Here is a 26173-nt window from a genome sequence, read left to right on the forward strand (position 1 = left end):
TAAATTCGGTTTCAGGTGCGCGAAGGCGTTAAACAGTAAAGGCGTCTTTCAGCAGTTTTTCCTGCTGCTCGGCGTGCATCGATGCATAACCACAAGCAGGTGCAGCGGAAGCATCACGACCGGCGTACTCGAGAACGAGCGCTTTGTTGTGATTGCCGACGATGCGACGCATGTGGTGTTGGCTGCAGTACCACGCACCCTGGTTCATCGGCTCTTCCTGACACCAAACGATATGTTTGAGGTTGGTGTAAGGAGCCAGGACTTCGTTCAAGTCGTCCTCAGGGAATGGGTACAGCTGCTCGATACGCACGACGGCGATGTCGTCACGACCTTCGGCACGGCGTTTTTCCAGCAAGTCGTAGTAGACCTTGCCGCTGCACAGAACAATGCGCTCGACCTTTTTCGGGTCTTGAACATCGATTTCCGGGATAACGGTCTGGAACGAACCTTCAGCCAGGTCTTCCAGAGTCGAGATGGCCAGTTTGTGACGCAGCAACGACTTCGGAGTCAGGACTACCAATGGTTTGCGCAGCGGGCGAATCACCTGACGGCGCAGCAAGTGGTAGATCTGGGCAGGCGTCGTCGGCAAGCACACCTGAATGTTGTGCTCGGCGCACAGCTGCAGGTAACGCTCCAGACGAGCCGAAGAGTGCTCCGGTCCCTGACCTTCGTAACCGTGCGGCAGCAGCATGGTCAGACCGCACAGACGGCCCCACTTGTGCTCGCCACTGGTGATGAACTGGTCGATAACCACCTGGGCACCGTTGGCAAAGTCGCCGAACTGGGCTTCCCAGATCACCAGCGCCTCAGGCGTGGTGGTGGAATAACCGTATTCGAACGCCAGAACGGCTTCTTCGGACAGGAACGAATCGTACAGGTCGAAACGCGGCTGACCTTTGTACAGATTCTGCAGCGGAATGTAGGTGCCCGCATCTTTCTGGTTGTGCAAGACAGCGTGACGGTGCGAGAACGTACCGCGACCGATGTCCTGACCCGTCATGCGAATCGGGTGACCTTCGAACGCCAGAGTCGCGTACGCCATGGTTTCGGCGTAACCCCAGTTGATCGGCAGGCCGCCGGCTTGCATCTTCTGACGGTCTTCGTAGATCTTGGCAACCTGGCGCTGAACCACGAAGCCTTCTGGAATTTCCAGCAGCTTGGCGGACAGTTCCTGCAAGGTTTTCAAGTCGAAGCTCGTGTCGTGACGCGCAGTCCAGGCGTGGCCCAGGTACGGACGCCAGTCCACGAACAACTCTTTGTTCGGCTCTTTGACCAGGCTTTTTACAACATGCAGACCGTTGTCCAGCGCGTTGCGGTATTCATCGATCTTCGCCTGAACACGCTCTGCGTCCAGCACACCGCCCTGGGTCAGGCGATCGGCGTACAGCTCACGGGTGGTGCGCTGCTTGGCGATCTGCTGATACATCAGAGGCTGGGTACCGCTAGGTTCGTCGGCCTCGTTGTGGCCGCGACGACGGTAGCAGAACATGTCGATGACCACGTCACGCTTGAACTGCATGCGGTAGTCGATGGCCAGCTGGGTCACGAACAATACGGCTTCCGGATCATCACCATTCACATGGAGGATCGGCGCCTGGATCATTTTTGCAACGTCGGTCGCGTACTCGGTAGAGCGGGCGTCCAGCGGGTTGCTGATGGTGAAACCGACCTGGTTGTTGATCACGATGTGCACAGTGCCGCCGGTCTTGAAACCGCGGGTCTGCGACATCTGGAAGGTTTCCATGACCACGCCCTGACCGGCGAATGCCGCGTCACCGTGGATGGAGATCGGCAGAACCTTCTCGCCGGTAGGGTCGTTACGACGATCCTGACGGGCGCGAACCGAACCTTCGACCACCGGGGAAACGATTTCCAGGTGGGACGGGTTGAATGCCATGGCCAGGTGAACTTCACCGCCGGCGGTCATCACGTTGGACGAGAAGCCCTGGTGATACTTGACGTCACCGGAACCCAGCTCGACCTTCTTCTTGCCTTCGAACTCGTCGAACAGCTCGCGCGGGTTCTTGCCGAAGGTGTTGACCAGTACGTTGAGACGGCCACGGTGGGCCATGCCGATCACGATTTCCTTGGTGCCGTAGGAACCGGAACGCTGGATCAACTCGTCGAGCATCGGAATCAGGCTCTCGCCGCCTTCCAGACCGAAACGCTTGGTACCCGGGTATTTGGTGCCCAGGTATTTTTCCAGGCCTTCGCCGGCGGTGACGCGCTCAAGCAGGTGGCTCTTGATGTCGGCGGAGTACGTCGGACGGCCGCGCACGCTTTCCAGACGCTGCTGGAACCACTGGCGCTGCTCGGAATCGGTGATATGCGTGAATTCAGCGCCGATGGTGCGGCAATATGTCTGCTGCAACGCTTCGTGAATTTCGCGTAGGCTCGCTTCCTCTTTGCCGATGAACAGGTCGCCGGCACGGAAGGTCGTATCAAGATCGGCATTGGTCAAGCCGTAATGATTGATCGACAGGTCTGCAGGTGCAGGACGCTGCCACAGCCCCAGCGGGTCAAGCTGGGCTGCCTGGTGGCCACGCATACGGTAGGCCTGGATCAATCGCAGCACTTCAACTTGCTTCTTCTCGTGCTCACTGCTCACGCTGCCGGCGGAAACCGGTTGTGCGCGGCGCTGGTTCTTTGCCAGCAAGACGAAATGATCGCGAATTGTGGAGTGCGAAACATCGGTGGCAGTGTTGCCGTCAGCAGGCAACTTCTGGAAATAGGTGCGCCACTCTTCTGGCACAGCGTTAGGGTCGTGCAGGTAGAGCTCGTAGAGCTCTTCCACATAGGCAGCGTTACTACCGGATAGGTAGGCGCTGTTCCACATGCGCTGCATCACGCTTTCTTGCATGCTTGGTCACCCTCGGTTAGGGGAACACCACCGGCGTCGACACCGAGCAAACTTGCAGAAGTCCGAATGCAGCGACCAAAACAAGCCACTTAGGATCACGCTGATAGTCCGGGTACCAGCCCGGATGCCCCTGCTTGTCTCATTTCTTCAAAATAAGAGCCGCAGCTTTATGGGCTGCTGCTCAGGTTAAAACTACGGCGCCGGTTGAAGCCTGCGCCGTAGCATCTACGGTACAGCGGTGTTACGGGTACAGCAGCTGAATCACACGCCGCTTTGCAGCAGCATGTTACGTACGTGTCCGATGGCCTTAGTCGGGTTCAGGCCTTTCGGGCAGACGTTGACGCAGTTCATGATCCCGCGGCAGCGGAATACGCTGAACGGGTCATCCAGCGAAGCCAGACGCTCGGCAGTCTTGGTGTCGCGGCTGTCTGCCAGGAAGCGATACGCTTGCAGCAGTGCAGCTGGACCCAGGAACTTGTCCGGGTTCCACCAGAAGGATGGGCAGGAAGTCGAGCAGCAAGCGCACAGGATGCACTCGTACAGACCGTCCAGCTTTTCACGCTCTTCCGGGGTCTGCAGACGTTCGATGGCCGGGGCCGGCGTGTCGTTCTGCAGGTATGGCTTAACCTTCTCGTATTGCTTGTAGAAGATGCTCATATCGACGACCAGGTCACGGATAACCGGCAAACCTGGCAGCGGACGAACGATCAGCTTGTTACCTTTTACGACAGAAGACAGCGGCGTGACACACGCCAGGCCGTTTTTGCCGTTGATGTTCATGCCGTCGGAACCGCAAACACCTTCACGGCAAGAGCGACGATAGGAGAAACCTTCGTCCTGCTCTTTGATCAGGGCCAGCACGTCCAGCACCATCAGGTCTTTACCACCGGTATCGACCTGGAATTCCTGCATGAACGGCGCAGCGTCCTGATCAGGGTTGTAGCGATAAACACTGACTTGCAACATGGCGGCCACCCTTAATAAGTCCGAATCTTAGGTTCAAAAGTCGGAACAGTCTTCGGCGAGAAGTTCACAGCACGCTTGGTGACGCGCTTGTCACCCGGGAAGTACAGGGTGTGGCACAGCCAGTTTTCGTCGTCGCGGTCTTCGTAGTCTTCACGGGCGTGAGCACCGCGGGACTCTTTGCGGATCTCTGCAGCGATGGCGGTGGCTTCGGCCACTTCCAGCAGGTTCTGCAGTTCCAGCGCTTCGATACGAGCGGTGTTGAACGCCTGGCTCTTGTCGTTGATCTTGACGTTGGCGATACGGCCACGCAGATCAGCCAACTGAGCGATACCCTTCTGCATGTATTCGCCGGTACGGAATACACCGAAGTAATTCTGCATGCAGCTTTGCAGCTCTTTACGCAGGGTAGCGACGTCTTCGCCTTCGGTACGCGAGTTCAGGCCATCGAGACGTGCCAGGGCAGCGTCGATGTCGGACTGGCGAGGACGGGCGTAATCAACGCCTTCTTTCAGAGTCTGTTCCAGGAACAGGCCGGCCGCACGGCCGAATACCACCAGGTCGAGCAGCGAGTTGCCGCCCAGACGGTTGGCACCGTGAACCGATACGCAGGCCACTTCGCCTACAGCGAACAGGCCCGGGATGATCTGGTCAACGCCGTCAGCGTCCTGGGTGATTGCCTGGCCATGAATGTTGGTTGGCACGCCGCCCATCATATAGTGGCAGGTTGGAACGACCGGAATCGGCGCCACGGCTGGATCGACGTGAGCGAAGGTCTTGGACAGTTCCATGATGCCTGGCAGACGGCTGTGCAGAACTTCTTCACCAAGGTGATCGAGTTTCAGCATTACGTGGTCGCCATCCGGACCGCAACCGTTGCCGGCGATGATTTCTTTCACCATCGAGCGAGCAACAACGTCACGACCTGCAAGGTCTTTGGCGTTCGGAGCATAACGCTCCATGAAACGCTCGCCATGCTTGTTGATCAGGTAACCACCTTCACCACGGCAACCTTCTGTAACCAGTACACCGGCGCCGGCGATGCCGGTCGGGTGGAACTGCCACATTTCGATGTCTTGTACCGGCACGCCAGCACGCAGGGCCATGCCGACGCCGTCACCGGTGTTGATCAGGGCGTTGGTGGTGGACGAGTAGATACGACCTGCACCGCCGGTCGCCAAAACGGTGGCGTTAGCGCGGACGTACGAGGTTTCGCCGGTTTCGATGCAGATGACGATCATGCCGACAAAGGCACCGTCTTCGTTCTTCACCAGGTCGACGCCGTAGTATTCGTTGAGGAATACGGTGCCGGCCTTGAGGTTGGCCTGGTACAGGGTGTGCAGCAGTGCGTGACCGGTACGGTCGGCAGCGGCGCAAGTACGTGCAGCCTGGCCACCTTTACCGAAGTCTTTGGACTGACCGCCGAACGGACGCTGATAGATGCGGCCCTGTTCGGTACGGGAGAACGGCAAGCCCATGTGCTCGAGCTCGAAGACTGCTTCCGGGCCAACGGAACACATGTATTCGATAGCGTCCTGGTCACCGATGTAGTCGGAACCCTTGACGGTATCGTACATGTGCCAGCGCCAGTCATCGTTCGGATCGGCCGAGGCGATGGCGCAGGTAATGCCACCCTGGGCGGATACAGTGTGCGAACGAGTCGGGAAAACCTTGGTAACTACGGCAGTCTTGTGACCACCCTGTGCCAGCTGCAGAGCAGCGCGCATGCCAGCACCGCCGCCGCCAATGATGATGGCGTCGAACGAAAGCGTATTAACTGTAGTAGACATGAATCAGATACCCCAAAGAATCTGCACACCCCAGACGAAGTACGCGAACATCGCGACGCCGCATACTGCCTGGAAGAGGAAACGTATTGCAGTCGCAGACTTGCCGAACGCCATTGGCGTCAGGTAGTCGGTCGCGATGGTCCACATGCCGACCCAGGCGTGAGCGCCGAGGGCAACGAGCGCCAGGAGACTGAAAATACGCATCCAGTTGCTTGCGAACAGTTCATGCCATTGGGCGTAGCCGAGGCCAGGATGGGCGACGACGTATCCGATCAGGAAAATGAAGTAAGCCGCGAGAACGACCGCAGACACACGCTGTGCCATCCAGTCATAGAGGCCCGAACGCGACAGGTTCGTGACGTTAGTTACCATATCCAAACTCCTGCCAGAACGATTACCACCACGGAAACGGCGATAACGATTTTCGAGCCCAGTTTGCCGCCTTCAAGCGACTCGCCGATGCCCATGTCCATGATCAAATGGCGCACACCGGCAACCAGGTGATACAGCAAGGCGGACAGGATGCCCCAAATCACTAGCTTGGCTAGCGGACTGGTCAGACACGCTTTCACCTGGCCGAAACCTTCTTCAGAGCTCAGCGACTTGTCCAATGCATAAAGCATGATGGCCAGGCTGATAAAGAGGATGATTCCGGAGACTCGGTGAAGAATGGACGTGTAAGCAGTGACTGGGAGTTTGATGGTCCTTAGGTCTAGGTTTACAGGTCGTTGGCTATTCACGGCTTTTTTTCACACTGAAGAGCCCCTAACAATCAGGGCAAAGTTGTTGGGGAGTGCACTGGTCAGGTACCCACCACCCAGGGAGTGCGACCCCCAATAAAGCAGGCCCAAAAGCCCCTGGCGGTCGGAGGCCGAGTATAGACAGTTAGGCTACTAATGACAACGCGTTCACCTACCCCAAATAGCTCATTGCACAAGTTGGATAAAAGGCGTAAATGGCAGTCAAATTCGAGGAAAAAGTCCGGTTAAAGCCTTCTGGAGCAAGACTTTAGGCAAATTGACATTCGAATTTATCTCACTATAGTGGTGCGGGCCCTGCGTGGGGGGTCTGTCTGATGATTTCAAGCATAAATAGGAGGCCACATGGCTGACAAAAAAGCGCAGTTGATCATCGAGGGCGCAGCCCCCGTCGAGCTGCCCATTTTAACCGGCACCGTTGGTCCCGATGTTATCGACGTTCGGGGCCTGACGGCCACGGGCCGTTTCACCTTTGACCCTGGTTTCATGTCGACAGCTTCCTGCGAGTCGAAGATCACCTATATCGACGGCGACAACGGCATTCTGCTGCACCGCGGCTACCCGATCGAACAGCTGGCTGAAAAGTCGGACTATCTGGAAACCTGCTATCTGCTGCTCAACGGCGAATTGCCGACCGCAGAACAGAAGGCCCAGTTCGTCAGCACCGTGAAAAACCACACCATGGTTCACGAGCAGTTGAAGACGTTCTTCAACGGCTTCCGTCGCGACGCCCACCCAATGGCCGTCATGTGCGGCGTAGTCGGCGCCCTCTCGGCCTTCTACCACGACTCCCTCGACATTAATAACCCGCAGCATCGCGAAATCTCCGCGATCCGCCTGGTTGCCAAGATGCCGACCCTGGCCGCGATGGTTTACAAGTACTCCATGGGCCAGCCCATGATGTACCCGCGCAACGACCTGACATACGCGGAAAACTTCCTGCACATGATGTTCAACACTCCGTGCGAGATCAAACCGATCAGCCCGGTGCTCGCCAAGGCCATGGACCGGATCTTCATCCTCCATGCCGACCACGAGCAGAACGCATCGACTTCTACCGTACGTCTGGCAGGTTCGTCGGGAGCCAACCCGTTCGCCTGTATTGCCGCCGGCATCGCTGCACTGTGGGGCCCTGCCCACGGCGGCGCGAACGAAGCTGTTCTGACCATGCTCGACGAAATTGGCGATGTCTCGAACATCGACAAGTTCATCGCCAAGGCCAAGGACAAGAACGATCCGTTCAAACTGATGGGCTTCGGTCACCGGGTTTACAAAAACCGCGACCCACGCGCCACCGTGATGAAGCAGACCTGCGACGAAGTGCTGAAGGAACTGGGCATCAACAACGATCCGCAACTCGAACTGGCCATGCGCCTGGAAGAGATCGCCCTGACCGACCCGTACTTCATTGAACGCTCGCTGTACCCGAACGTCGACTTCTACTCGGGGATCATCCTCAAGGCGATCGGCATTCCAACCAGCATGTTCACCGTGATCTTCGCCCTGGCGCGGACCGTCGGCTGGATCTCCCACTGGAAAGAAATGCTCTCCAGCCCGTACAAGATTGGCCGCCCGCGCCAGTTGTACACCGGCTATGAGTCGCGTGACATTACCAAGCTGGAAGACCGCAAATAAGACCTGTCTTGCGATAACGTCTTGAGTTGTACCGGGAACGGCCTCTTATATAGAGGCCGTTTTTGTTTGTGGCGATTGGGGGGCATATCCGTTTTTTGGGTAGTGGCCGCTGGCGATTTCGCTTTTACAGCGAGTCACTTGGAAAAACCCCAAGCAACTAAGGGTTTCTGCCCCTTTCGTTCGGCGCCTCGCCCAGGCTCGGCATGCCCTCGAGGGGCCGGCGCGCCAAGATCAAAAGATCGCAGCCTTCGGCAGCTCCTACACCGATCTTTGTAGGAGCTGCCGCAGGCTGCGATCTTTTGATCTTGCCGTTGCCTTGGCTTTAGATCTCGATCTTGATCTGCCCGCCCCTTCACGCCCTGAGTCCGATAACCGCCCAAAAAAAATGCCCCAATCTCTCGACCGGGGCATTTCTATTCGACGTCGCTTATATATAAAAGCGTGAAGCCTTAGTGCGAAACCGCCCCACTCGACCCCAACCCTGTCTGCGAACGAACAAATTGCGGGAAGAACAGCGCCCGCTCTTTGTCTGCAGCGGTTGACTTGTCAGTAATCGAGAAGAACCAGATCCCGACAAAGGCAATCGCCATCGAGAACAGCGCTGGATACTCATACGGGAAGATAGCCTTCTCGTGATGCATGATCTGCACCCAGATGGTTGGCCCAAGCACCATCAAGCCAACAGCACTGATCAGCCCCATCCAGCCACCGATCATCGCACCACGAGTGGTCAGCTTCTTCCAGTACATGGAAAGCAGCAGCACCGGGAAGTTACAGCTTGCCGCGATGGAGAACGCCAGGCCCACCATGAACGCGATGTTCTGGCTTTCGAACAAAATACCCAGACCGATCGCCAACACCCCGAGAAAAATGGTGGTGATTTTCGAAACGCGGATCTCATCCTTGTCGTTGGCCTTACCCTTCTTGATCACGCTGGCGTAAAGGTCGTGAGACACCGCCGTGGCACCGGCCAGGGTCAAACCGGCCACAACAGCCAGGATGGTCGCGAACGCTACCGCCGAGATGAAGCCCAGGAAGATACTGCCACCCACTGCGTTGGCCAGGTGCACCGCCGCCATGTTGTTACCGCCCAACAACGCGCCAGCCGCATCTTTAAACGCCGGGTTGGTGCTGACCAGCAGGATCGCGCCGAAGCCGATGATGAACGTCAGGATGTAGAAGTAGCCGATGAAGCCGGTTGCGTACAGCACGCTCTTGCGAGCTTCTTTTGCGTCACTTACGGTGAAGAAGCGCATCAGAATGTGCGGCAGGCCAGCCGTACCGAACATCAGGGCCAGGCCCAGGGAGAACGCCGAGACCGGATCCTTGACCAGACCGCCCGGGCTCATGATCGCCTCACCTTTAGGGTGAACCTTGATCGCTTCGGAAAACAGCATGTTGAAGTCGAAGTTGACGTGCTTCATCACCATCAGCGCCATGAACGAGGCGCCCGACAGCAACAAAACCGCCTTGATGATTTGCACCCAGGTGGTCGCCAGCATGCCGCCGAACAACACATAGAGGCACATCAGGATACCGACCAGGATCACCGCAACGTAGTAGTCGAGACCGAACAGCAGCTGAATCAGCTTGCCGGCACCGACCATTTGCGCGATCAGATAGAACGCCACCACCACCAGCGAACCGCAAGCGGACAGCGTGCGGATCTGGGTTTGCCCGAGGCGGTAGGACGCGACGTCGGCAAAGGTGTACTTACCCAGGTTACGCAAGCGCTCGGCGATCAGAAACAGAATGATCGGCCAGCCCACCAGGAAGCCGATCGAGTAGATCAGGCCATCGTAGCCAGAGGTGAACACCAGGGCGGAAATACCCAGGAAGGACGCCGCCGACATATAGTCACCGGCAATCGCCAGACCGTTCTGGAAACCGGTGATCTTGCCGCCCGCCGCATAGTAGTCGGCCGCCGACTTGTTGCGTTTGGAAGCCCAGTAGGTGATGCACAGAGTCAAACCGACGAACGCGACGAACATCAGGATCGCGGAAACGTTGAGCGGTTGCTTGTGCACTTCGCCGGTCAGGGCTTCAGCTGCCCAGGCGCCAGGTGCAAAGGCTGCGATGCTCAATAGAGCCATTAGACGCCGGATCATTGCTGAGCCTCCTTGAGAATCGCATTGTTCAGGTCGTCGAATTCGCCATTGGCGCGTCGCACGTAGATTGCAGTCAGGACAAAGGCCGAGAGAATCAGCCCGACACCAATCGGTATCCCCCAGGTAATCGAAGACTCGGGGCTGATTTTCGCCCCCAGAATATGCGGCCCGTAAGCAATCAAAAGGATGAATCCGGAGTAAAGCCCAAGCATGATTGCCGAAAGAATCCAGGCGAATCGTTCCCTCTTACTAACCAGCTCCTTGAAGCGCGGGCTGTTTTGAATCGAGAGGTAAATGCTGTCGTTCATTGTTTTTATCCTCGCAGCACAGATTATTGTTGGAACGGTATCCACTCTATGCGGCTGCGGTACAGGTTCCAGACGACCTTAGTATTAGAACGACATGACAGAATTGCCAATTTCCGGCACACATTAAATAAATGTGGGAGCGGGCTTGCTCGCGAAGGCGTCGTGTCAGTCGATATCAACGTTGGCTGACACGACGCCTTCGCGAGCAAGCCCGCTCCCACATGGAAAAAAAAAAGCCGCTTGGCACTGATGCCAAGCGGCCTTGAAAGGTGCTGACCAGATGCGTCAGCTCAAATCATTTGATCCAGTCTGCAACGCGTTCAGGGTGTTTGGCGACCCAATCCTTCGCCGCTGCTTCAGGTTTGGCACCGTCCTGGATCGCCAGCATGACCTCGCCGATCTCATCTTTAGACGCCCACTGGAAGTTCTTCAGGAACTTGGCCACTTCCGGTGCCTTGGTTGCCAGATCTTTGCTGCCGATGTTGTTTACGGTTTCAGCCGCGCCATAAACGCCTTTCGGATCGTCGAGGAAGCGCAGTTTCCATTTGGCGAACATCCAGTGCGGCACCCAACCGGTGACTGCAATGGATTCGTTTTTCTTCTCGGCACGGGTCAGCTCGGCAATCATGCCGGCGCCGGAACTGGCCTTGAGTTGATAGCCGGTCAGGTCGTAGTCCTTGATCGCCTGCTCGGTTTTGAGCATCACACCCGAACCGGCGTCGATGCCGACGATGCGCTTCTTGAAACTCTCATCGGTTTTCAGATCGTCAATGGTCTTGGCCTTGACGTACTCAGGCACGATCAAGCCAATTTTTGCGTCTTTGAAGTTCGGGCCGTAGTCGACGACCTGGTCCTTGTTCTTGGTCCAATATTCGCCGTGAGTGACTGGCAGCCAGGCAGACAGCATGGCGTCCAGTTTGCCTGTGGCCACACCCTGCCACATGATCCCGGTGGCGACGGCTTGCAGCTTCACGTCATAACCCAGCTTCTGCTTGATCACTTCGGCCGCCACGTGGGTGGTCGCGACGCTGTCGGACCAACCATCAACGTAACCGATGCTCAGGGTTTTGCTCTCGGCACTGGCCATCGTGGAGCCAATCGCAAGCACCAGAGCGGCACCTGCGCCTAAAAGTCGTCGCATCTTCATCGTTACTTCCCCGAAAGTGCTGCGCTCGACGGGTGCCGAGTCGCGTCAACGTATTGTTATGGTGCACAGCGCCCCCATCACGCCTCACCGCAAACTCGTTCGAACATCAGCGCGATTTATCTATGAGAGCACTGATGCGTCGATAATCAACCTGACGCCATCCGCGACCTGTGCTGTCAGCGACCTCAAGGCATCGAGAAACGACATCAGAACGCCATTAAGCTAGACCATCGGAAGCCAGCCGGCCAACCCGCCCGAACTTTGCATGTCAAAACACTGCAGGCCACCAAGCGCGCGGCAAATGCAGGTAACATGCGCGGCTTTGCTCCCAGACGGCCTGACCATGCCCGCGACATCACGCTTTCCTTTTTTTGCTTATCTATTTGCCTGCCTGCTGGGGCTTTTTGCCCTGGGTGGTTTCTGGTACGGCCTCGGCAAACCGGTGGTCCTGGCTGACGTGGCCAACGAGACGCACAAGCCCAAATTGCAATGCGCGTCCTACACCCCGTTTGATAAGGATCAGTCGCCGTTCGATCAACCCTTCAAGTTGCGGCCTGAGCGCATGGACGCCGACCTCGCGCTGCTGGCTACCCGCTTTGAATGCATCCGCACCTACTCCATGACCGGCCTCGAGGCCCTGCCCGAACTGGCACGCAAGCATGGTTTGAAGTTGATGATCGGTGCCTGGGTCAACAGCAATCCGGTGGACACCGAAAAGGAAGTCGACCTGCTGATTGCCTCCGCCAACGCCAACCCGGACGTGGTGACGTCGGTAATCGTCGGTAACGAAGCCCTGTTGCGCAAAGAAGTCACCGGCGCGCAATTGGCGAAGTTGATCAACAAGGTCAAAAGCCGGGTCAAACAGCCTGTTACTTATGCCGACGTCTGGGAGTTCTGGCTCAAGCACCCGGAAGTCGCGCCGGCGGTGGACTTCCTGACCATCCACTTGCTGCCTTATTGGGAAGATGATCCATCCAGCATCGACGCCGCGCTGAAACATGTCAGCGAAGTGCGCCAGGTGTTCGGCAACAAATTTGCGCCCAAGGACGTGATGATTGGCGAAACTGGCTGGCCCAGCGAAGGCCGCCAACGTGAAACTGCGCTACCGAGCCGGGTCAATGAAGCCAAGTTCATTCGCGCGTTTGTCATCATCGCCGAACAGCAAGGTTGGCATTACAACCTGATCGAAGCCTTCGACCAGCCGTGGAAACGTGCCAGTGAAGGCGCGGTCGGTGGTTACTGGGGGCTGTTCGATGCCGATCGTCAGGACAAGGGGGTGCTGGCCGGGCCGGTATCGAACGTGCCGTACTGGTCGCAATGGCTGGCGGTGGGTGGCTTGATCTTCCTCGGTACGCTGATCCTTGGCGGCCGTGTTCGCAGCACTCGCGCAGCGTTGGTCCTGCCGCTGCTGGGTGCGTTGGCCGCTTGCTCGATTGGCGCCTGGGGCGATCTGGCTCGGGTCACCACCCGCTTTACCAGTGAATGGTTGTGGGTCGCGCTGCTCACGGCGTTGAATCTATTGGTGCTGGCCCACGCAGCGTTGACGCTAAGCGCACGCACCGGCTGGCGTGAACGGGCATTCATTGCGCTGGAACGTCGAGCTGGCTGGTTGCTGGCGGTAGCAGGGTTTGCCGCCGCAGTGTCGATGTTGGAGTTGGTGTTTGATCCGCGCTACCGCAGCTTTCCGAGCGTCGCCTTCATCGTCCCGGCGCTGGTCTACCTGTGCCGCCCGGTGAGCGTGCCGCGCCGTGAAATCGCCCTGCTGACCTTCATCATCGGCGCCGGCGTTGCGCCGCAGCTGTTCCGTGAAGGCTTGCAGAACCAGCAGGCCTGGGGTTGGGCGCTGGTGAGTGTATTGATGGTGGCGGCGTTGTGGCGCAGTTTGCGGGTTCGCGGATAACCTTCTAAGCAAGATCAAAAAATCGCAGCCTGCGGCAGCTCCTACACAGGACTATGCGTTTACCTGTAGGAGCTGCCGCAGGCTGCGATTTTTTTTATCCGGCGCTACGGGAAGCCCGGACCAGACGCAAAGCGGCAATCACCACCGCAAATACCGCCAACGTCGTGTTGTACAACGCCAGCGCCGGGAACCCGAGCACCAGCGCCAGCACTGCCAGCCACCACCCTGCCCGCCCCGGCAACACAAAACCGATCACGGCAGCGGCCAATGCCGCCCATACCAATACACCAAAGTGAATCATCAAGCCCAGGTTCGAACGAACCTGGCATTCCCAACGGCTCGCTTCATCCACGCAGAGGCCGACCCATTGCGCATCCTCCATGAAGCCATAACGTGCGCCATAACTGGCGGCAAGCCACAACGGCAGCAAAACAAGCAACAGAATCACGGGTAAACGGCGGGACATGAAGCACTCCAAATCACGAAAAACGGCGGCCAGCTTAATCTCCCGACAGCCTGACGCAAGCCTTAACAACAGTTAACTGGTCATCCAATCGCTGCAAAGTGTATCGTCCAGCTACTATTACTCAGAATTAGGCCTGTTTGGTGCCGATGCATGGCACTTTGGCGCAAATCCGATGGTCATAGCCTGCGAACTTCATTCGGCACCTTTCTCTAAGGGATCTAGTCATGCTCCGTTCCTTGCGCTTCGCCGCCCTGTTTGGCGGCCTTATTTTGAGTGCGTCTGCACTGGCGGTCGATATCGACGCCGCCAGTTATGGCTACCCCTTGACCAACCCGTTCGAGGCGACCATCGCCACGACACCTCCGGACTTGCGTCCCGAGCTGCCGCTGGACGATGACATCGATCAGCAGACACGCAGCATTACACTGCGCCCGGAGCGTGCCTTCGAACTGCCGGACAACTTCTGGCCGGTCAAGAAGCTCACCTACCGCATCGCCACGCAAGACAAAGCCGCGCCGCTGATCTTCCTGATCGCCGGCACTGGTGCGCGCTATGACAGCAGCCTCAACGAATACCTGAAAAAGCTCTACTACAAGGCCGGCTACCACGTGGTGCAGCTGTCGTCGCCCACCAGCTTCGACTTCATGAGCGCCGCTTCACGCTTTGCCACCCCGGGCATCACCAAGGAAGACGCCGAAGACATGTACCGGGTGATGCAAGCTGTGCGGGCACAAAACCCGAACGTCGCCGTCACTGATTACTACCTGACCGGCTACAGCCTGGGCGCGCTGGACGCGGCGTTCGTCGCACACCTCGACGAAACCCGCCGCAGCTTCAACTTCAAGAAAGTCCTGCTGCTCAACCCGCCGGTCAACCTCTACACCTCGATCACCAACCTGGACAAGCTGGTCCAGACCGAGGTCAAGGGCATCAACAACAGCACCACGTTCTATGAGCTGGTGCTGAACAAACTGACCCGATACTTCCAGCAGAAAGGCTACATCGACCTCAACGATGCCCTGCTCTACGACTTCCAGCAGTCCAAGCAACACCTGACCAACGAACAGATGGCCATGTTGATCGGCACCTCGTTCCGCTTCTCGGCGGCGGACATCGCGTTCACCTCGGACCTGATCAACCGTCGCGGCCTGATCACCCCTCCGAAATACCCGATCACCGAAGGCACCAGCCTCACGCCGTTCCTCAAGCGTGCGCTGCAATGCGACTTCGACTGCTACATCACCGAACAGGTCATCCCGATGTGGCGCGCCCGCACCGACGGCGGCAGCCTGCTGCAATTGATTGACCAGGTGAGTTTGTATGCATTGAAGGATTACCTGCACGACAGCCCGAAAATCGCGGTCATGCACAACGCTGACGACGTGATCCTCGGCCCTGGCGACCTCGGTTTCCTGCGCAAGACATTCGGCGACCGCTTGACCGTTTATCCATTGGGTGGCCATTGCGGCAACCTTAACTACCGCGTCAACAGCGACGCCATGCTGGAGTTCTTCCGTGGCTAAATACCTCCTGCTTATCGCAGCGTTACTCTGTGCAGGCGTCGCCAATGCCGACAACAGCAAGGCCAATGCACCTGTCGTGATCGACAGTGACGGCTTCAAGGAGCCGCTGAGCAAACTGAAAATCAACCCGGGCCTGGACCAGCGCGAATTCGAGCGCTCGACGCTCAGCGCACTGGCGGTCTACGACCCGCTGGAAGAGTGGAACCGCCGGGTTTATCACTTCAACTACCGTTTCGACCAATGGGTGTTCCTGCCCGTAGTCGACGGCTATCGCTACATCACGCCGAGCTTCCTGCGCACCGGCGTCAGCAACTTTTTCAACAACCTCGGTGACGTACCGAACCTGCTGAACAGCCTGCTGCAATTCAAGGGCCAGCGCTCGATGGAGATCACCGGGCGGCTGTTGCTCAATACCACTATCGGTATCGCTGGCCTGTGGGACCCGGCAACCGCCATGGGCCTGCCGCGCCAGAACGAAGACTTCGGCCAAACGTTGGGCTTCTACGGCGTACCGGGCGGCGCCTACTTCGTGCTGCCAATCCTCGGCCCGTCGAACATCCGCGACACCGGCGGTCTGGCAGTCGACTTCACGGCGGAATCGGCCATCAACTTCCTGAACGTCGCCCAAGTCAGCGAAAACCACCCGGAAATCTGGATCCTGCGCGGTATCGACAAGCGCTACCAGACCAGTTTCCGCTACGGCCAGCTGAACTCGCCGTTCGAGTACGAGAAAGTGCGTTACGTGTACACCGAGTCGCGCAAGTTGCAGATCGCCGAGTAATTCCGGCGACTACAAAAAAGGCCATTCGATGCGAATCGAATGGCCTTTTTTCATTTGGCGTAGCTTACATCGCCAAGATCGCAGCCTTCGGCAGCTCCAACAGTGTCTGCGGCATGCCCAAAACCTGTAGGAGCTGCCGCAGGCTGCGATCTTTTCAGCCTCTCAGCGCTTTCCAGATTTTGCTCACCAACATCACACCCGCCAACACAACCGCACCCGCCACAATCCCCGCCACCGCATTCAGCAACGTCGGCACGATAAATCCTGCTCCGCCCGCCCCGGCGCTGACGCTTTCAATCCAGTGATGAACCACTGGCACGCCATGCGTGAGAATCCCGCCGCCCACCAGGAACATCGCCGCCGTGCCGATCACCGACAGGCTTTTCATCATGTACGGCGCCGCACGCAAAATCCCGCCGCCGATGCTTTTGGCCAACTGCCCAGGTTTCTGCGTCAGCCACAAACCGAGGTCATCGAGTTTGACGATGCCCGCTACCAGGCCATAGACACCGACGGTCATGACGATGGCAATCCCCGACAGCACAATGACTTGCTGGGTCAGCGAGGCACCCGCCACCGTCCCCAACGTAATGGCGATGATTTCTGCCGAAAGGATGAAATCGGTGCGAACAGCGCCTTTGATCTTGTCCTGCTCGAACGCCACCAGATCGACCGCCGGATCGGCCACGGCCTCAACCAGCTCCGCATGGTCGGCCTGGTCTTCAGCGTGGCTGTGCAGGAATTTGTGAGCCAGTTTTTCGAAACCCTCGAAGCACAGGTAAGCACCGCCAATCATCAACAGCGGCGTGACCAACCACGGAATGAAGGCACTGATGGCCAATGCCGACGGCACCAGGATCAGTTTGTTGCGGAACGAGCCCTTGGCCACCGCCCACACCACCGGAATTTCCCGCTCCGCACGCACGCCACTGACCTGTTGCGCATTGAGCGCCAGATCGTCGCCGAGGACGCCAGCGGTCTTCTTCGCCGCCATTTTGGTCATCAATGCCACGTCGTCGAGTACGACGGCGATATCGTCGATCAGCACCAGCAAACTGCTTCCTGCCATGAATCGGGTGTCCTTCTTGAATGAATGCTGCGCAGCATAGCGCGGCCCGCTGGCACACGGGGCATTCTTGAGCGGCGCGCGAGGCCGGTGCTACCATGCGCAACCGCCAGAACAGGCAAGGAATCACCTGGTTTATGAGCACTATCCGCGAGCGCAACAAAGAACTGATCCTGCGTGCCGCCAGTGAAGAATTTGCCGACAAGGGCTTCGCTGCGACCAAAACCAGTGACATCGCAGCCAAGGCGGGATTACCCAAGCCGAACGTCTATTACTATTTCAAATCCAAGGAAAACCTCTACCGCGAGGTCCTGGAAAGCATTATCGAGCCGATCCTGCAGGCTTCGACGCCGTTCAACGCCGACGGCGTGCCCAGCGAAGTGTTGAGCGGCTACATTCGCTCGAAAATCCGTATATCCCGCGATTTGCCTTTTGCCTCGAAGGTGTTCGCCAGCGAAATCATGCACGGTGCTCCCCACCTGAGCCCTGACCTGGTCGAACAGCTAAACGGCCAGGCCAAGCATAATATCGACTGCATCCAGACCTGGATCGACCGCGGCCAGATCGCCCCCATCGACCCCAACCACCTGATGTTCAGCATCTGGGCCGCCACCCAGACCTATGCTGATTTTGACTGGCAGATCACCGCCATTACCGGCAAAACCAAGCTGGATGAAGAGGATTATGAAGCGGCGGCGCAGACGATTATCCGGTTGGTGCTGAAGGGGTGTGAGCCGGACTGATAGACCGCGGCGCAGCCATTCGCGAGCAGGCTCGCTCCCACAGATAATCTGTGGTGTTCACAAATCCAATGTGGGAGCGAGCCTGCTCGCGAAAGGGGCAACTCGGTTTCAGTTCAAACCCAAATAGCATCCCACAGTGGGTAGTCACCAACGCGCTCTACAAGACCCGCCCGCAATGGGTTGGCGACAACGTAACGAGCAAGTTTCACCAAATTCTCCTCTCGCCGCAAAGCATGATCATGAAAACTCTGCTGCCACAGACTGCCCGTCCTGCCAGTGGCAGCGTTGATTGTTCGAGTGCTTAACGATTTGGTCTGACACATCAATTGAGCCAGCGACCCTTTTTGCAATTGAACAAGCCAATGAAAATGGTCCGGCATCACGACAAAGGCCAAGGAATCGGCAAACCCCTGGTCCCGTGCTTGCTTGAATTGATGAACAACCAATCTACCTAAGTTGAAATCCCTGAAAACAGGTTCCCGCTTGAGGGTGTTAGCCGTCAGTAGATAGATCCGGTTTTGTTCGGCGTAGCGGCCGATGCGCAAGCGGTGTGATGCTGATAGTTCAGGCATTCCTTTGCCTCTCTCATTGTGAGCTCATGAGAAGACTAGACAGGGTAATGCTTGAGGGTGAGGGCAGACTTTGGCTGGATGTGTCTGGGAAGCCGCCTTCGCGAGCAAGCCCGCTCCCACAGTGGATCTCCAGTGTTGCGAAGATCAGTGTGGGAGCGGGCTTGCTCGCGAAAGCGGTCAATCATTCACCACAAATCAAGCGGTCACCCCCGCATCCGCCCGCAACCCCAACGCCTCGATCGCATTGATCGCGCACTGCTCGTCAACATCCGACAGATCCCCGCTGATGCCCACCGCCCCCAGCACATTCCCCTCCTGATCCCGGATCAATACACCACCCGGTGCCGGCACGACACTGCCCTGCCCCAGACTGTTCAAGGCAGCGATGAATGCCGGGCGTTGCTGGGCGTCCAGCGCCAGTAAGCGTGAGCCTTTGCCCAAGGCGATGGCGCCCCAGGCTTTGCCGATGGCGATTTGCGGGCGTAGAAGGCTGGCGCCGTCTTCACGTTGCAGGCTGACCAAGTGCCCGCCGGCATCCAGCACGGCGATGGTCAAGGGAGCTGCGCAGATTGCCCGAGCGGCGGAGATGGCCTGACTGGTCAGGTTGACTGCAACTTTCAAGGTTAAAGCGCTCATGGTGCCGTCCTCATTTTGTTATAGGGAAAGCGGTTGGCCTTCTTTTTTTTCCAGAAGTCCGATGCAACAAATAGAACACAATGAGTAATTTTTTTGTATACAATAATTATCGAAAAGCGTCACATGCGACGAAAAGCCACAGTAGATCGGGCTTCCGACAAATGAAACAACCGCTTGAGAAAATGGATTGACCTGCGCCGTCCGCCGTGAATACACTCTGCGCAAAGCCACTTGTATACAATTACAAAACGTAAGAGGCACAAAACCATGAGCAAAATGAGAGCAATCGAAGCCGCCGTTCTGGTGATGCGCCGTGAAGGGGTTGATACCGCTTTTGGCATCCCGGGCGCCGCGATCAACCCGCTGTACTCCGCCTTGCAAAAGGTCGGTGGCATCGATCACGTCCTCGCTCGCCACGTTGAAGGCGCCTCGCACATGGCCGAGGGATACACCCGCACCAAGGCCGGCAACATCGGCGTGTGCATCGGCACTTCCGGCCCGGCGGGTACGGACATGGTCACCGGGCTCTACAGCGCCTCGGCCGACTCGATCCCGATTCTGTGCATCACCGGGCAAGCGCCCCGCGCCCGTATGCACAAGGAAGACTTCCAGGCCGTCGACATCACCGCCATCGTCAAGCCAGTGACCAAGTGGGCGACCACCGTCATGGAACCGGGCCAAGTGCCTTACGCCTTCCAGAAAGCCTTCTACGAAATGCGCTCCGGCCGTCCAGGCCCGGTGCTGATCGATCTGCCATTCGACGTGCAGATGGCTGAAATCGAATTCGACATCGAGGCCTACGAACCACTGCCACTGGCCAAGCCAACCGCTAACCGCGTGCAGATCGAGAAGGCCCTGGCCATGCTCGATCAGGCTGAGCGCCCATTGCTGGTTGCCGGCGGCGGCATCATCAATGCCGACGCCAGCGAGTTGCTGGTGGAATTCGCCGAGCTGACCGGCATTCCAGTGATTCCGACCCTGATGGGCTGGGGCACGATCCCGGACGATCACCCGCTGATGGTCGGCATGGTCGGTCTGCAGACTTCGCACCGCTACGGTAACGCCACCCTGCTCAAGTCAGACGTGGTGCTGGGCGTCGGTAACCGTTGGGCCAACCGTCACACCGGTTCGATTGATGTCTACACCGAAGGCCGCAAGTTCATTCACGTCGACATTGAGCCGACGCAAATCGGCCGCGTGTTCAACCCGGACCTGGGCATCGTGTCCGACGCCGCTGCCGCGCTGACCGTGTTCATCGAAGTTGCTCGCGAATGGCAAGCTGCCGGCAAGCTGAAAAACCGCAGCGCCTGGCTGCAAGATTGCCAGCAGCGCAAAGCCAGCCTGCAGCGTAAAACCCACTTCGACAACGTGCCGGTCAAGCCGCAGCGTGTTTACGAAGAGATGAACCAGGTGTTCGGCAAAGACACCTGCTACGTCAGCACCATTGGTCTGTCGCAAATTGCCGGCGCGCAGTTCCTGCACGTCTACAAGCCGCGTCACTGGATCAACTGCGGTCAGGCCGGCCCGTTGGGCTGGACCATTCCGGCAGCGCTCGGCGTGGTCAAGGCTGATCCGACTCGCAAGGTCGTGGCACTGTCGGGCGACTATGACTTCCAGTTCATGATTGAAGAATTGGCGGTGGGCGCGCAGTTCAAGCTGCCGTACATCCACGTGGTGGTCAACAACTCGTACCTGGGGCTGATTCGTCAGGCTCAGCGTGGTTTCGACATGGACTACTGCGTGCAGCTGTCCTTCGACAACCTGAACGCTCCGGAACTCAACGGTTACGGTGTCGATCACGTCGCAGTCGCCGAGGGCCTCGGTTGCAAGGCACTGCGTGTGTTCGAACCGGCTCAGATCCAGCCAGCCCTGCGCAGGGCCCAGGAACTGATCGAAGAGTTCAAGGTGCCGGTGATCGTCGAGATCATTCTGGAGCGCGTGACCAACATTTCCATGGGCACCGAGATCAACGCCGTCAACGAATTCGAAGACCTGGCGCTGGTCGGCAACGACGCACCGACGGCGATTTCGTTGCTCGATTAAATTGACCTGATACCTGTAGGAGCTGCCGCAGGCTGCGATCTTTTGATCTTTGGTTTTTCAAAAATGAAAGATCAAAAGATCGCAGCCTGCGGCAGCTCCTACAGAGCCATCATTCTAAATTTGCACGGGAGACCACCATGCCGCGTTTCGCAGCCAACCTGTCCATGCTGTTCACTGAGCAGGATTTTCTTGCCCGTTTCGAAGCGGCCGCCAAGGCCGGCTTCAGTGGTGTCGAGTACCTGTTCCCTTATGACTTCAGCTCCGCCGAGATCAAGGCCAAGCTCGACGCCAACGGTCTGACCCAAGTGTTGTTCAACCTGCCGGCCGGTGACTGGGCCAAGGGCGAGCGCGGTATCGCGTGCCTGCCGGACCGGGTCGAAGAGTTTCGCGCCGGTGTCGATCTGGCGATCGCCTATGCGCAAGTGCTCGGCAACACCCAGGTCAACTGCCTGGCCGGTATTCGCCCACAAGGCGTCGACGATCCCACCGTGGAAAAAACCTTCGTCGCCAACCTCAAGTACGCCGCCGACAAGCTGCAAGCGGCGGGCATCAAGCTGGTGATGGAAGCGATCAACACCCGCGACATCCCGGGTTTCTACCTGAACAACACGGCGCAAGCCCTGTCGATTCGCGAGCAGGTTGGTAGCGCCCATCTGTTCCTGCAATACGACATCTACCACATGCAAATCATGGAGGGCGACCTGGCCCGCACCATGGCCGCGCACCTGGGCGAGATCAACCATATCCAGTTGGCCGATAACCCTGGGCGCAACGAACCGGGCACCGGTGAAATCAACTACCGCTTCCTGTTCGAGCACCTGGACCGCATCGGTTATCAGGGTTGGATCGGCTGTGAATACAAGCCGCTGACCACTACTGAAGCAGGCCTGGGCTGGCTGAAAACCCATAACGCGATCTAACGCTATTCCTGTAGGAGCTGCCGAAGGCTGCGATCTTTTGATTTTAAAAACCTGAAGATCAAAAGATCGCAGCCTGCGGCAGCTCCTACAGGGGGCCACATAAATACAAGAGGATTTTCTCATGGCTAAAATCGGATTTATCGGCACTGGCATCATGGGCCACCCAATGGCGTTGAACCTGCAGAAAGCCGGTCACAGCCTGTTCCTGTCAGCGCACCACGACGCCGCGCCTGCCGACCTGGTGGCCGCTGGCGCCGTCGCCCTGGCGAACCCGAAAGAAGTCGCGCAAGAAGCCGAATTCATCATCGTCATGGTGCCGGACACCCCGCAGGTCGATGACGTGCTGTTCCGCGCCGACGGCATTGCGGCCGGTGTGGGCAAAGGCAAAATCGTCATCGACATGAGTTCGATCTCGCCCACCGCCACCAAAGCGTTCGCCGCCAAGATCAACGAAAAAGGCGCCCAGTACCTCGACGCTCCAGTATCCGGCGGTGAAGTCGGTGCCAAGGCTGCCACCCTGAGCATCATGATCGGCGGCGATGCCGATGCCTTCGAACGCGCCTTGCCGCTGTTCCAGGCCATGGGCAAGAACATCACCCTGGTCGGTGGTAACGGCGACGGTCAAACCGCGAAAGTGGCGAACCAGATCATCGTGGCGCTGAACATCCAGGCCGTGGCCGAAGCCCTGCTGTTCGCCTCGAAAAACGGTGCTGATCCCGCCAAGGTGCGTGAAGCACTGATGGGCGGTTTCGCTTCGTCGAAGATTCTCGAAGTGCACGGCGAGCGCATGATCAAAGGCACTTTCGATCCGGGCTTCCGCATCAGCCTGCACCAGAAGGACCTCAACCTGGCCCTGCAAGGCGCCAAGGAACTGAACATCAACCTGCCGAACACCGCCAACACCCAGCAAGTATTCAGCACGTGCGCGGCGATTGGTGGCAGCAACTGGGACCACTCGGCGCTGATCAAGGGACTGGAGCATATGGCGAATTTCTCGATTCGCGATAAGTAAGCCCTGCACAACCCCTGTGGGAGCGAGCCTGCTCGCGAAGAGGCCCTGACATTCAACATCCAGGTTGACTGACACACCGCTTTCGCGAGCAGGCTCGCTCCCACAGAGTCCGCATCAAACCCAACAACAAGAATTCCGGGAGCCCGCCATGTCGGTCGATCCGCAACAATTCCTGCGCGAGCTGTTTGCCACAGCCATCGACGCGGCCCATCCGCAGCAAGTCCTCGAAGCGCATTTGCCCGCTGATCGCAGCGGTCGCGTGATCGTCATCGGCGCTGGCAAGGCCGCCGCCGCCATGGCCCAGGTGGTCGAGCGCTGCTGGCAGGGTGAAGTGTCCGGCCTGGTGGTGACGCGCTACGGTCACGGCGCCCCGTGCGAAAAAATCGAAGTCGTTGAAGCCGCGCACCCGGTGCCGGATGCCGCCGGCCAGGCCGTCGCCAAGCGCGTATTTGAACTGGTCAGCAACCTGACCGAAGACGACCACGTAATTTTCCTGCTCTCCGGCGGTGGCTCGGCATTGCTGGCGTTACCCGCTGCCGGCATCACGCTGGCCGACAAGCAATCGATCAACAAAGCCCTGCTCAAATCCGGCGCGACCATTGGCGAGATGAATTGCGTACGCAAGCACCTCTCGGCGATCAAGGGCGGCCGCCTCGGCAAGGCCTGCTGGCCCGCCACTGTGTATACCTATGCGATTTCCGATGTACCGGGCGACCTCGCCACGGTCATCGCCTCCGGCCCCACCGTGGCCGACCCTAGTACCTCGGCCGAAGCCCTGGCGATCCTCAAACGCTATGGCATAGAAGCCCCGGCGTCGGTGCGTCACTGGCTGCAAAGCCCGGAATCGGAAACCGTCAAACCCGGCGACCCAAGTCTCGAGCGCAGCCATTTCCAGTTGATTGCCCGCCCTCAACAGTCACTCGAAGCCGCTGCGGTTAAAGCCCGCCAGGCCGGTTTCAGTCCGTTGATTCTCGGCGATCTGGAAGGCGAATCCCGCGAAGTGGCCAAGGTCCACGCCGGCATCGCGCGGCAAGTGGTCTTGCACGGCCAACCGTTGGCCGCGCCGTGCGTGATCCTCTCGGGCGGTGAAACCACGGTTACCGTGCGCGGCAATGGCCGAGGCGGACGCAACGCCGAATTCCTGCTCAGCCTGACCGACAGCCTGAAAGGCCTGCCCGGCGTTTATGCACTGGCTGGCGACACCGATGGCATCGATGGCTCCGAAGACAACGCCGGCGCGATCATGACCCCGGACAGTTACGCCCGCGCCGCCGCCCTCGGCCTGAGCGCCAGCGATGAACTCGATAACAACAATGGCTACGGCTATTTCGAGGCACTGGACGCACTGATCGTCACCGAGCCGACCCGCACCAACGTCAACGACTTCCGTGCCATTCTGATTCTCGAGAGCCCTAAACATGACGCCTGACAAAAAGGTCAAAATACTCGCCACCCTCGGCCCGGCTACCGACGGGATCGAAGACATCCGTGAACTGGTGCAGGCCGGGGTCAACATCTTCCGCCTGAACTTCAGCCACGGCGATCATGCCGACCACGCCCAGCGCTATCAGTGGATTCGTGAAGTCGAGCGCCAGCTGAATTATCCGCTGGGCATTCTGATGGACTTGCAAGGCCCGAAACTGCGGGTCGGCAAATTCGCCGAAGGCAAGGTGCAACTGGTCCGTGGTCAGGCCCTGCGCCTGGACCTGGACCCGACGCCGGGCGATCAACGTCGGGTTAATCTGCCGCACCCGGAAATCATCGCGGCGCTGGAGCCAGGCATGGACCTGCTGCTGGACGACGGCAAATTGCGCCTGCGCGTGGTCACCAAACATGCCGACGCCATCGCCACCACGGTGCTCAATGGCGGCGAACTGTCGGACCGCAAAGGCGTGAACGTGCCACAAGCGGTGCTGGAACTGAGCCCGCTGACCGCCAAGGATCGACGTGACCTGAGCTTCGGTCTGGAGTTGGGCGTGGACTGGGTAGCCCTGTCGTTCGTGCAGCGCCCGGAAGACATTCGCGAGGCCCGTGAATTGATTGGCGACAAGGCATTTTTGATGGCCAAGATCGAGAAGCCGTCGGCGGTCATTCATCTGCGGGAAATCGCTGAATTGAGCGACGCGATCATGGTCGCTCGTGGCGACCTCGGCGTCGAAGTGCCGGCCGAGAGCGTGCCGCAGATTCAGAAAAACATCATCAGCCTGTGCCGCGAATTGGGTAAACCGGTGGTGGTGGCGACGCAGATGCTGGAGTCGATGCGCTTCTCTCCCGCGCCGACCCGCGCCGAGGTGACCGACGTTGCCAACGCCGTGGCCGAAGGTGCAGACGCGGTCATGCTGTCGGCGGAAACCGCGTCCGGCGAATACCCGATGGAAGCCGTGCAGATGATGAGCAAAATCATTCGCCAGGTGGAAAACGGCCCGGATTACCAGGCGCAACTGGATGTGAGCCGGCCGAAAGCCGAGGCGACTGTTTCCGATGCGATCAGCTGCGCGATCCGCCGCATCAGTAACGTGCTGCCGGTGGCGGTGCTGGTGAATTACAGCGAGTCCGGGACGTCGAGCCTGCGGGCGGCGCGGGAGCGGCCAACGGTGCCGATTCTGAACCTGACGCCGAACCTTCAGACAGCGCGCCGGTTGACGGTCGCGTGGGGCGTGCATTCGGTGGTCAATGATCGGTTACGGCAGGTGGACGAGGTGTGTTCGACGGCGCTGGAGATTGCACAGGCCCAAGGGATGGCCAAGCGCGGGGACACATTATTGATCACGGCGGGTGTGCCGTTTGGGCAGCCTGGGTCGACTAACTCCTTGCGCATTGAGACGTTAATTTAGCGTCCTTCCCGGCCTCTTCGCGAGCAGGCTCGCTCCCACAGTGGATCTGTGTTGCTCACAGATTCCGCGACTGAACGAAGATTCAGTGTGGGAGTGAGCCTGCTCGCG

Annotated in this window: 22 protein-coding genes; 10 read left to right on the plus strand and 12 right to left on the minus strand. The window is 58.5% G+C overall.

The genetic code is table 11. The annotated features are described in order from the left end of the window. Nucleotides 1-28: 28 nt before the first annotated feature. From ACA052_RS20765 to sdhC, 5 genes are all read right to left on the minus strand, one after another. Entirely contained in the window at nucleotides 29-2860 is a 2832-nt protein-coding gene (locus tag ACA052_RS20765) for a 2-oxoglutarate dehydrogenase E1 component (protein ID WP_497646573.1), read from the minus strand. A 261-nt stretch (nucleotides 2861-3121) separates the two neighbouring features. Then, entirely contained in the window at nucleotides 3122-3826 is a 705-nt protein-coding gene (locus ACA052_RS20770; protein ID WP_010456852.1) for a succinate dehydrogenase iron-sulfur subunit, read from the minus strand. Nucleotides 3827-3837: 11 nt separating this feature from the next. Beyond that, on the minus strand, nucleotides 3838-5613 hold the full coding sequence (gene sdhA / locus ACA052_RS20775) for a succinate dehydrogenase flavoprotein subunit (protein WP_090181632.1): 1776 nt from the start codon (nucleotides 5611-5613) through the stop codon (nucleotides 3838-3840). Nucleotides 5614-5616: 3 nt separating this feature from the next. Continuing rightward, on the minus strand, nucleotides 5617-5985 hold the full coding sequence (gene sdhD, locus ACA052_RS20780) for a succinate dehydrogenase, hydrophobic membrane anchor protein (RefSeq protein ID WP_059402221.1): 369 nt from the start codon (nucleotides 5983-5985) through the stop codon (nucleotides 5617-5619). Further along, a complete protein-coding gene (sdhC, locus tag ACA052_RS20785; RefSeq protein ID WP_497646574.1) occupies nucleotides 5979-6353 on the minus strand; it encodes a succinate dehydrogenase, cytochrome b556 subunit in 375 nt (124 codons plus the stop codon). Before sdhC ends, sdhD begins: the two co-directional genes overlap by 7 nt. Before the next feature lie 363 nt (nucleotides 6354-6716). Between sdhC and gltA the strand changes: the two genes are divergently transcribed. Continuing rightward, the gene (gene gltA, locus ACA052_RS20790; protein WP_003222994.1) at nucleotides 6717-8006 is read left to right on the plus strand and encodes a citrate synthase; all 1290 of its coding nucleotides are present in this window, start codon (nucleotides 6717-6719) and stop codon (nucleotides 8004-8006) included. A 449-nt stretch (nucleotides 8007-8455) separates the two neighbouring features. On the opposite strand, the gene ACA052_RS20795 is transcribed toward gltA, so the two are convergent. The 3 genes from ACA052_RS20795 to ACA052_RS20805 form a co-directional block, all read right to left on the minus strand. Then, the gene (locus ACA052_RS20795) at nucleotides 8456-10114 is read right to left on the minus strand and encodes a cation acetate symporter (protein WP_497646575.1); all 1659 of its coding nucleotides are present in this window, start codon (nucleotides 10112-10114) and stop codon (nucleotides 8456-8458) included. Continuing rightward, complete coding sequence (locus tag ACA052_RS20800) at nucleotides 10111-10422, minus strand: DUF485 domain-containing protein (RefSeq protein WP_084320609.1); 312 nt, start codon at nucleotides 10420-10422, stop codon at nucleotides 10111-10113. The genes ACA052_RS20795 and ACA052_RS20800 overlap by 4 nt, the downstream gene beginning before the upstream one ends. A 295-nt stretch (nucleotides 10423-10717) precedes the next feature. Next, the gene (locus ACA052_RS20805; RefSeq protein ID WP_497646576.1) at nucleotides 10718-11569 is read right to left on the minus strand and encodes a glycine betaine ABC transporter substrate-binding protein; all 852 of its coding nucleotides are present in this window, start codon (nucleotides 11567-11569) and stop codon (nucleotides 10718-10720) included. A gap of 301 nt (nucleotides 11570-11870) precedes the next feature. On the opposite strand from ACA052_RS20805, the gene ACA052_RS20810 reads away from it, so the two are divergent. Beyond that, nucleotides 11871-13469 carry a glycoside hydrolase family 17 protein gene (locus tag ACA052_RS20810; protein ID WP_497646577.1) on the plus strand — a complete coding sequence of 533 codons (1599 nt, stop codon included), beginning with the start codon at nucleotides 11871-11873 and terminating at the stop codon, nucleotides 13467-13469. 94 nt (nucleotides 13470-13563) lie between these two features. On the opposite strand, the gene ACA052_RS20815 is transcribed toward ACA052_RS20810, so the two are convergent. Then, a complete protein-coding gene (locus ACA052_RS20815; RefSeq protein WP_497646578.1) occupies nucleotides 13564-13935 on the minus strand; it encodes a hypothetical protein in 372 nt (123 codons plus the stop codon). A 224-nt stretch (nucleotides 13936-14159) separates the two neighbouring features. On the opposite strand from ACA052_RS20815, the gene ACA052_RS20820 reads away from it, so the two are divergent. Then, nucleotides 14160-15458 (plus strand): serine/threonine protein kinase, encoded by a 1299-nt coding sequence (locus tag ACA052_RS20820; RefSeq protein ID WP_497646579.1) that lies wholly within the window; start codon nucleotides 14160-14162, stop codon nucleotides 15456-15458. Beyond that, entirely contained in the window at nucleotides 15451-16239 is a 789-nt protein-coding gene (locus ACA052_RS20825) for an MlaA family lipoprotein (RefSeq protein ID WP_497646580.1), read from the plus strand. Before ACA052_RS20820 ends, ACA052_RS20825 begins: the two co-directional genes overlap by 8 nt. Nucleotides 16240-16393: 154 nt before the next feature. Here ACA052_RS20825 and ACA052_RS20830 read toward each other — a convergent pair whose 3' ends face one another. Next, nucleotides 16394-17308: a DUF808 domain-containing protein gene (locus ACA052_RS20830; protein WP_497646581.1), complete on the minus strand. Its 915-nt coding sequence runs from the start codon at nucleotides 17306-17308 to the stop codon at nucleotides 16394-16396. A 134-nt stretch (nucleotides 17309-17442) separates the two neighbouring features. Between ACA052_RS20830 and ACA052_RS20835 the strand changes: the two genes are divergently transcribed. Continuing rightward, nucleotides 17443-18048 (plus strand): TetR/AcrR family transcriptional regulator, encoded by a 606-nt coding sequence (locus tag ACA052_RS20835; protein ID WP_497650372.1) that lies wholly within the window; start codon nucleotides 17443-17445, stop codon nucleotides 18046-18048. 113 nt (nucleotides 18049-18161) lie between these two features. On the opposite strand, the gene ACA052_RS20840 is transcribed toward ACA052_RS20835, so the two are convergent. Both ACA052_RS20840 and ACA052_RS20845 read right to left on the minus strand, forming a co-directional pair. Continuing rightward, nucleotides 18162-18620, minus strand: a complete 459-nt coding sequence (locus tag ACA052_RS20840) for an REP-associated tyrosine transposase (RefSeq protein WP_497646582.1) — start codon at nucleotides 18618-18620, stop codon at nucleotides 18162-18164. A 195-nt stretch (nucleotides 18621-18815) separates the two neighbouring features. Beyond that, nucleotides 18816-19256, minus strand: a complete 441-nt coding sequence (locus ACA052_RS20845; RefSeq protein WP_497646583.1) for a GlcG/HbpS family heme-binding protein — start codon at nucleotides 19254-19256, stop codon at nucleotides 18816-18818. A gap of 267 nt (nucleotides 19257-19523) precedes the next feature. Between ACA052_RS20845 and gcl the strand changes: the two genes are divergently transcribed. The 5 genes from gcl (at nucleotide 19524) to pyk (ending at nucleotide 26065) form a co-directional block, all read left to right on the plus strand. Then, nucleotides 19524-21299, plus strand: a complete 1776-nt coding sequence (gcl, locus tag ACA052_RS20850; protein ID WP_497646584.1) for a glyoxylate carboligase — start codon at nucleotides 19524-19526, stop codon at nucleotides 21297-21299. Between the two features lie 137 nt (nucleotides 21300-21436). Continuing rightward, the gene (hyi, locus tag ACA052_RS20855; RefSeq protein ID WP_497646585.1) at nucleotides 21437-22219 is read left to right on the plus strand and encodes a hydroxypyruvate isomerase; all 783 of its coding nucleotides are present in this window, start codon (nucleotides 21437-21439) and stop codon (nucleotides 22217-22219) included. A 121-nt stretch (nucleotides 22220-22340) separates the two neighbouring features. Next, the gene (locus tag ACA052_RS20860; protein WP_497646586.1) at nucleotides 22341-23231 is read left to right on the plus strand and encodes a 2-hydroxy-3-oxopropionate reductase; all 891 of its coding nucleotides are present in this window, start codon (nucleotides 22341-22343) and stop codon (nucleotides 23229-23231) included. A gap of 148 nt (nucleotides 23232-23379) precedes the next feature. Further along, entirely contained in the window at nucleotides 23380-24660 is a 1281-nt protein-coding gene (locus tag ACA052_RS20865) for a glycerate kinase type-2 family protein (protein WP_497646587.1), read from the plus strand. Then, nucleotides 24650-26065 (plus strand): pyruvate kinase, encoded by a 1416-nt coding sequence (pyk, locus tag ACA052_RS20870; protein ID WP_497646588.1) that lies wholly within the window; start codon nucleotides 24650-24652, stop codon nucleotides 26063-26065. Before ACA052_RS20865 ends, pyk begins: the two co-directional genes overlap by 11 nt. The last annotated feature ends 108 nt before the right edge of the window (nucleotides 26066-26173 follow it).

The organism is Pseudomonas sp. LBUM1644 (assembly GCF_059716195.1).

Bases quoted from the DNA above. Each gene is read 5' to 3' on its own strand.
- ACA052_RS20765 (WP_497646573.1), bottom strand. From the start codon at position 2,860: ATGCAAGAAAGCGTGATGCAGCGCATGTGGAACAGCGCCTACCTATCC.
- ACA052_RS20770 (WP_010456852.1), bottom strand. From the start codon at position 3,826: ATGTTGCAAGTCAGTGTTTATCGCTACAACCCTGATCAGGACGCTGCG.
- sdhA (WP_090181632.1), bottom strand. From the start codon at position 5,613: ATGTCTACTACAGTTAATACGCTTTCGTTCGACGCCATCATCATTGGC.
- sdhD (WP_059402221.1), bottom strand. From the start codon at position 5,985: ATGGTAACTAACGTCACGAACCTGTCGCGTTCGGGCCTCTATGACTGG.
- gltA (WP_003222994.1), top strand. From the start codon at position 6,717: ATGGCTGACAAAAAAGCGCAGTTGATCATCGAGGGCGCAGCCCCCGTC.
- ACA052_RS20795 (WP_497646575.1), bottom strand. From the start codon at position 10,114: ATGATCCGGCGTCTAATGGCTCTATTGAGCATCGCAGCCTTTGCACCT.
- ACA052_RS20800 (WP_084320609.1), bottom strand. From the start codon at position 10,422: ATGAACGACAGCATTTACCTCTCGATTCAAAACAGCCCGCGCTTCAAG.
- ACA052_RS20805 (WP_497646576.1), bottom strand. From the start codon at position 11,569: ATGAAGATGCGACGACTTTTAGGCGCAGGTGCCGCTCTGGTGCTTGCG.
- ACA052_RS20810 (WP_497646577.1), top strand. From the start codon at position 11,871: ATGCAGGTAACATGCGCGGCTTTGCTCCCAGACGGCCTGACCATGCCC.
- ACA052_RS20815 (WP_497646578.1), bottom strand. From the start codon at position 13,935: ATGTCCCGCCGTTTACCCGTGATTCTGTTGCTTGTTTTGCTGCCGTTG.
- ACA052_RS20820 (WP_497646579.1), top strand. From the start codon at position 14,160: ATGCTCCGTTCCTTGCGCTTCGCCGCCCTGTTTGGCGGCCTTATTTTG.
- ACA052_RS20830 (WP_497646581.1), bottom strand. From the start codon at position 17,308: ATGGCAGGAAGCAGTTTGCTGGTGCTGATCGACGATATCGCCGTCGTA.
- ACA052_RS20835 (WP_497650372.1), top strand. From the start codon at position 17,443: ATGAGCACTATCCGCGAGCGCAACAAAGAACTGATCCTGCGTGCCGCC.
- ACA052_RS20840 (WP_497646582.1), bottom strand. From the start codon at position 18,620: ATGCCTGAACTATCAGCATCACACCGCTTGCGCATCGGCCGCTACGCC.
- ACA052_RS20845 (WP_497646583.1), bottom strand. From the start codon at position 19,256: ATGAGCGCTTTAACCTTGAAAGTTGCAGTCAACCTGACCAGTCAGGCC.
- gcl (WP_497646584.1), top strand. From the start codon at position 19,524: ATGAGCAAAATGAGAGCAATCGAAGCCGCCGTTCTGGTGATGCGCCGT.
- hyi (WP_497646585.1), top strand. From the start codon at position 21,437: ATGCCGCGTTTCGCAGCCAACCTGTCCATGCTGTTCACTGAGCAGGAT.
- ACA052_RS20860 (WP_497646586.1), top strand. From the start codon at position 22,341: ATGGCTAAAATCGGATTTATCGGCACTGGCATCATGGGCCACCCAATG.
- ACA052_RS20865 (WP_497646587.1), top strand. From the start codon at position 23,380: ATGTCGGTCGATCCGCAACAATTCCTGCGCGAGCTGTTTGCCACAGCC.
- pyk (WP_497646588.1), top strand. From the start codon at position 24,650: ATGACGCCTGACAAAAAGGTCAAAATACTCGCCACCCTCGGCCCGGCT.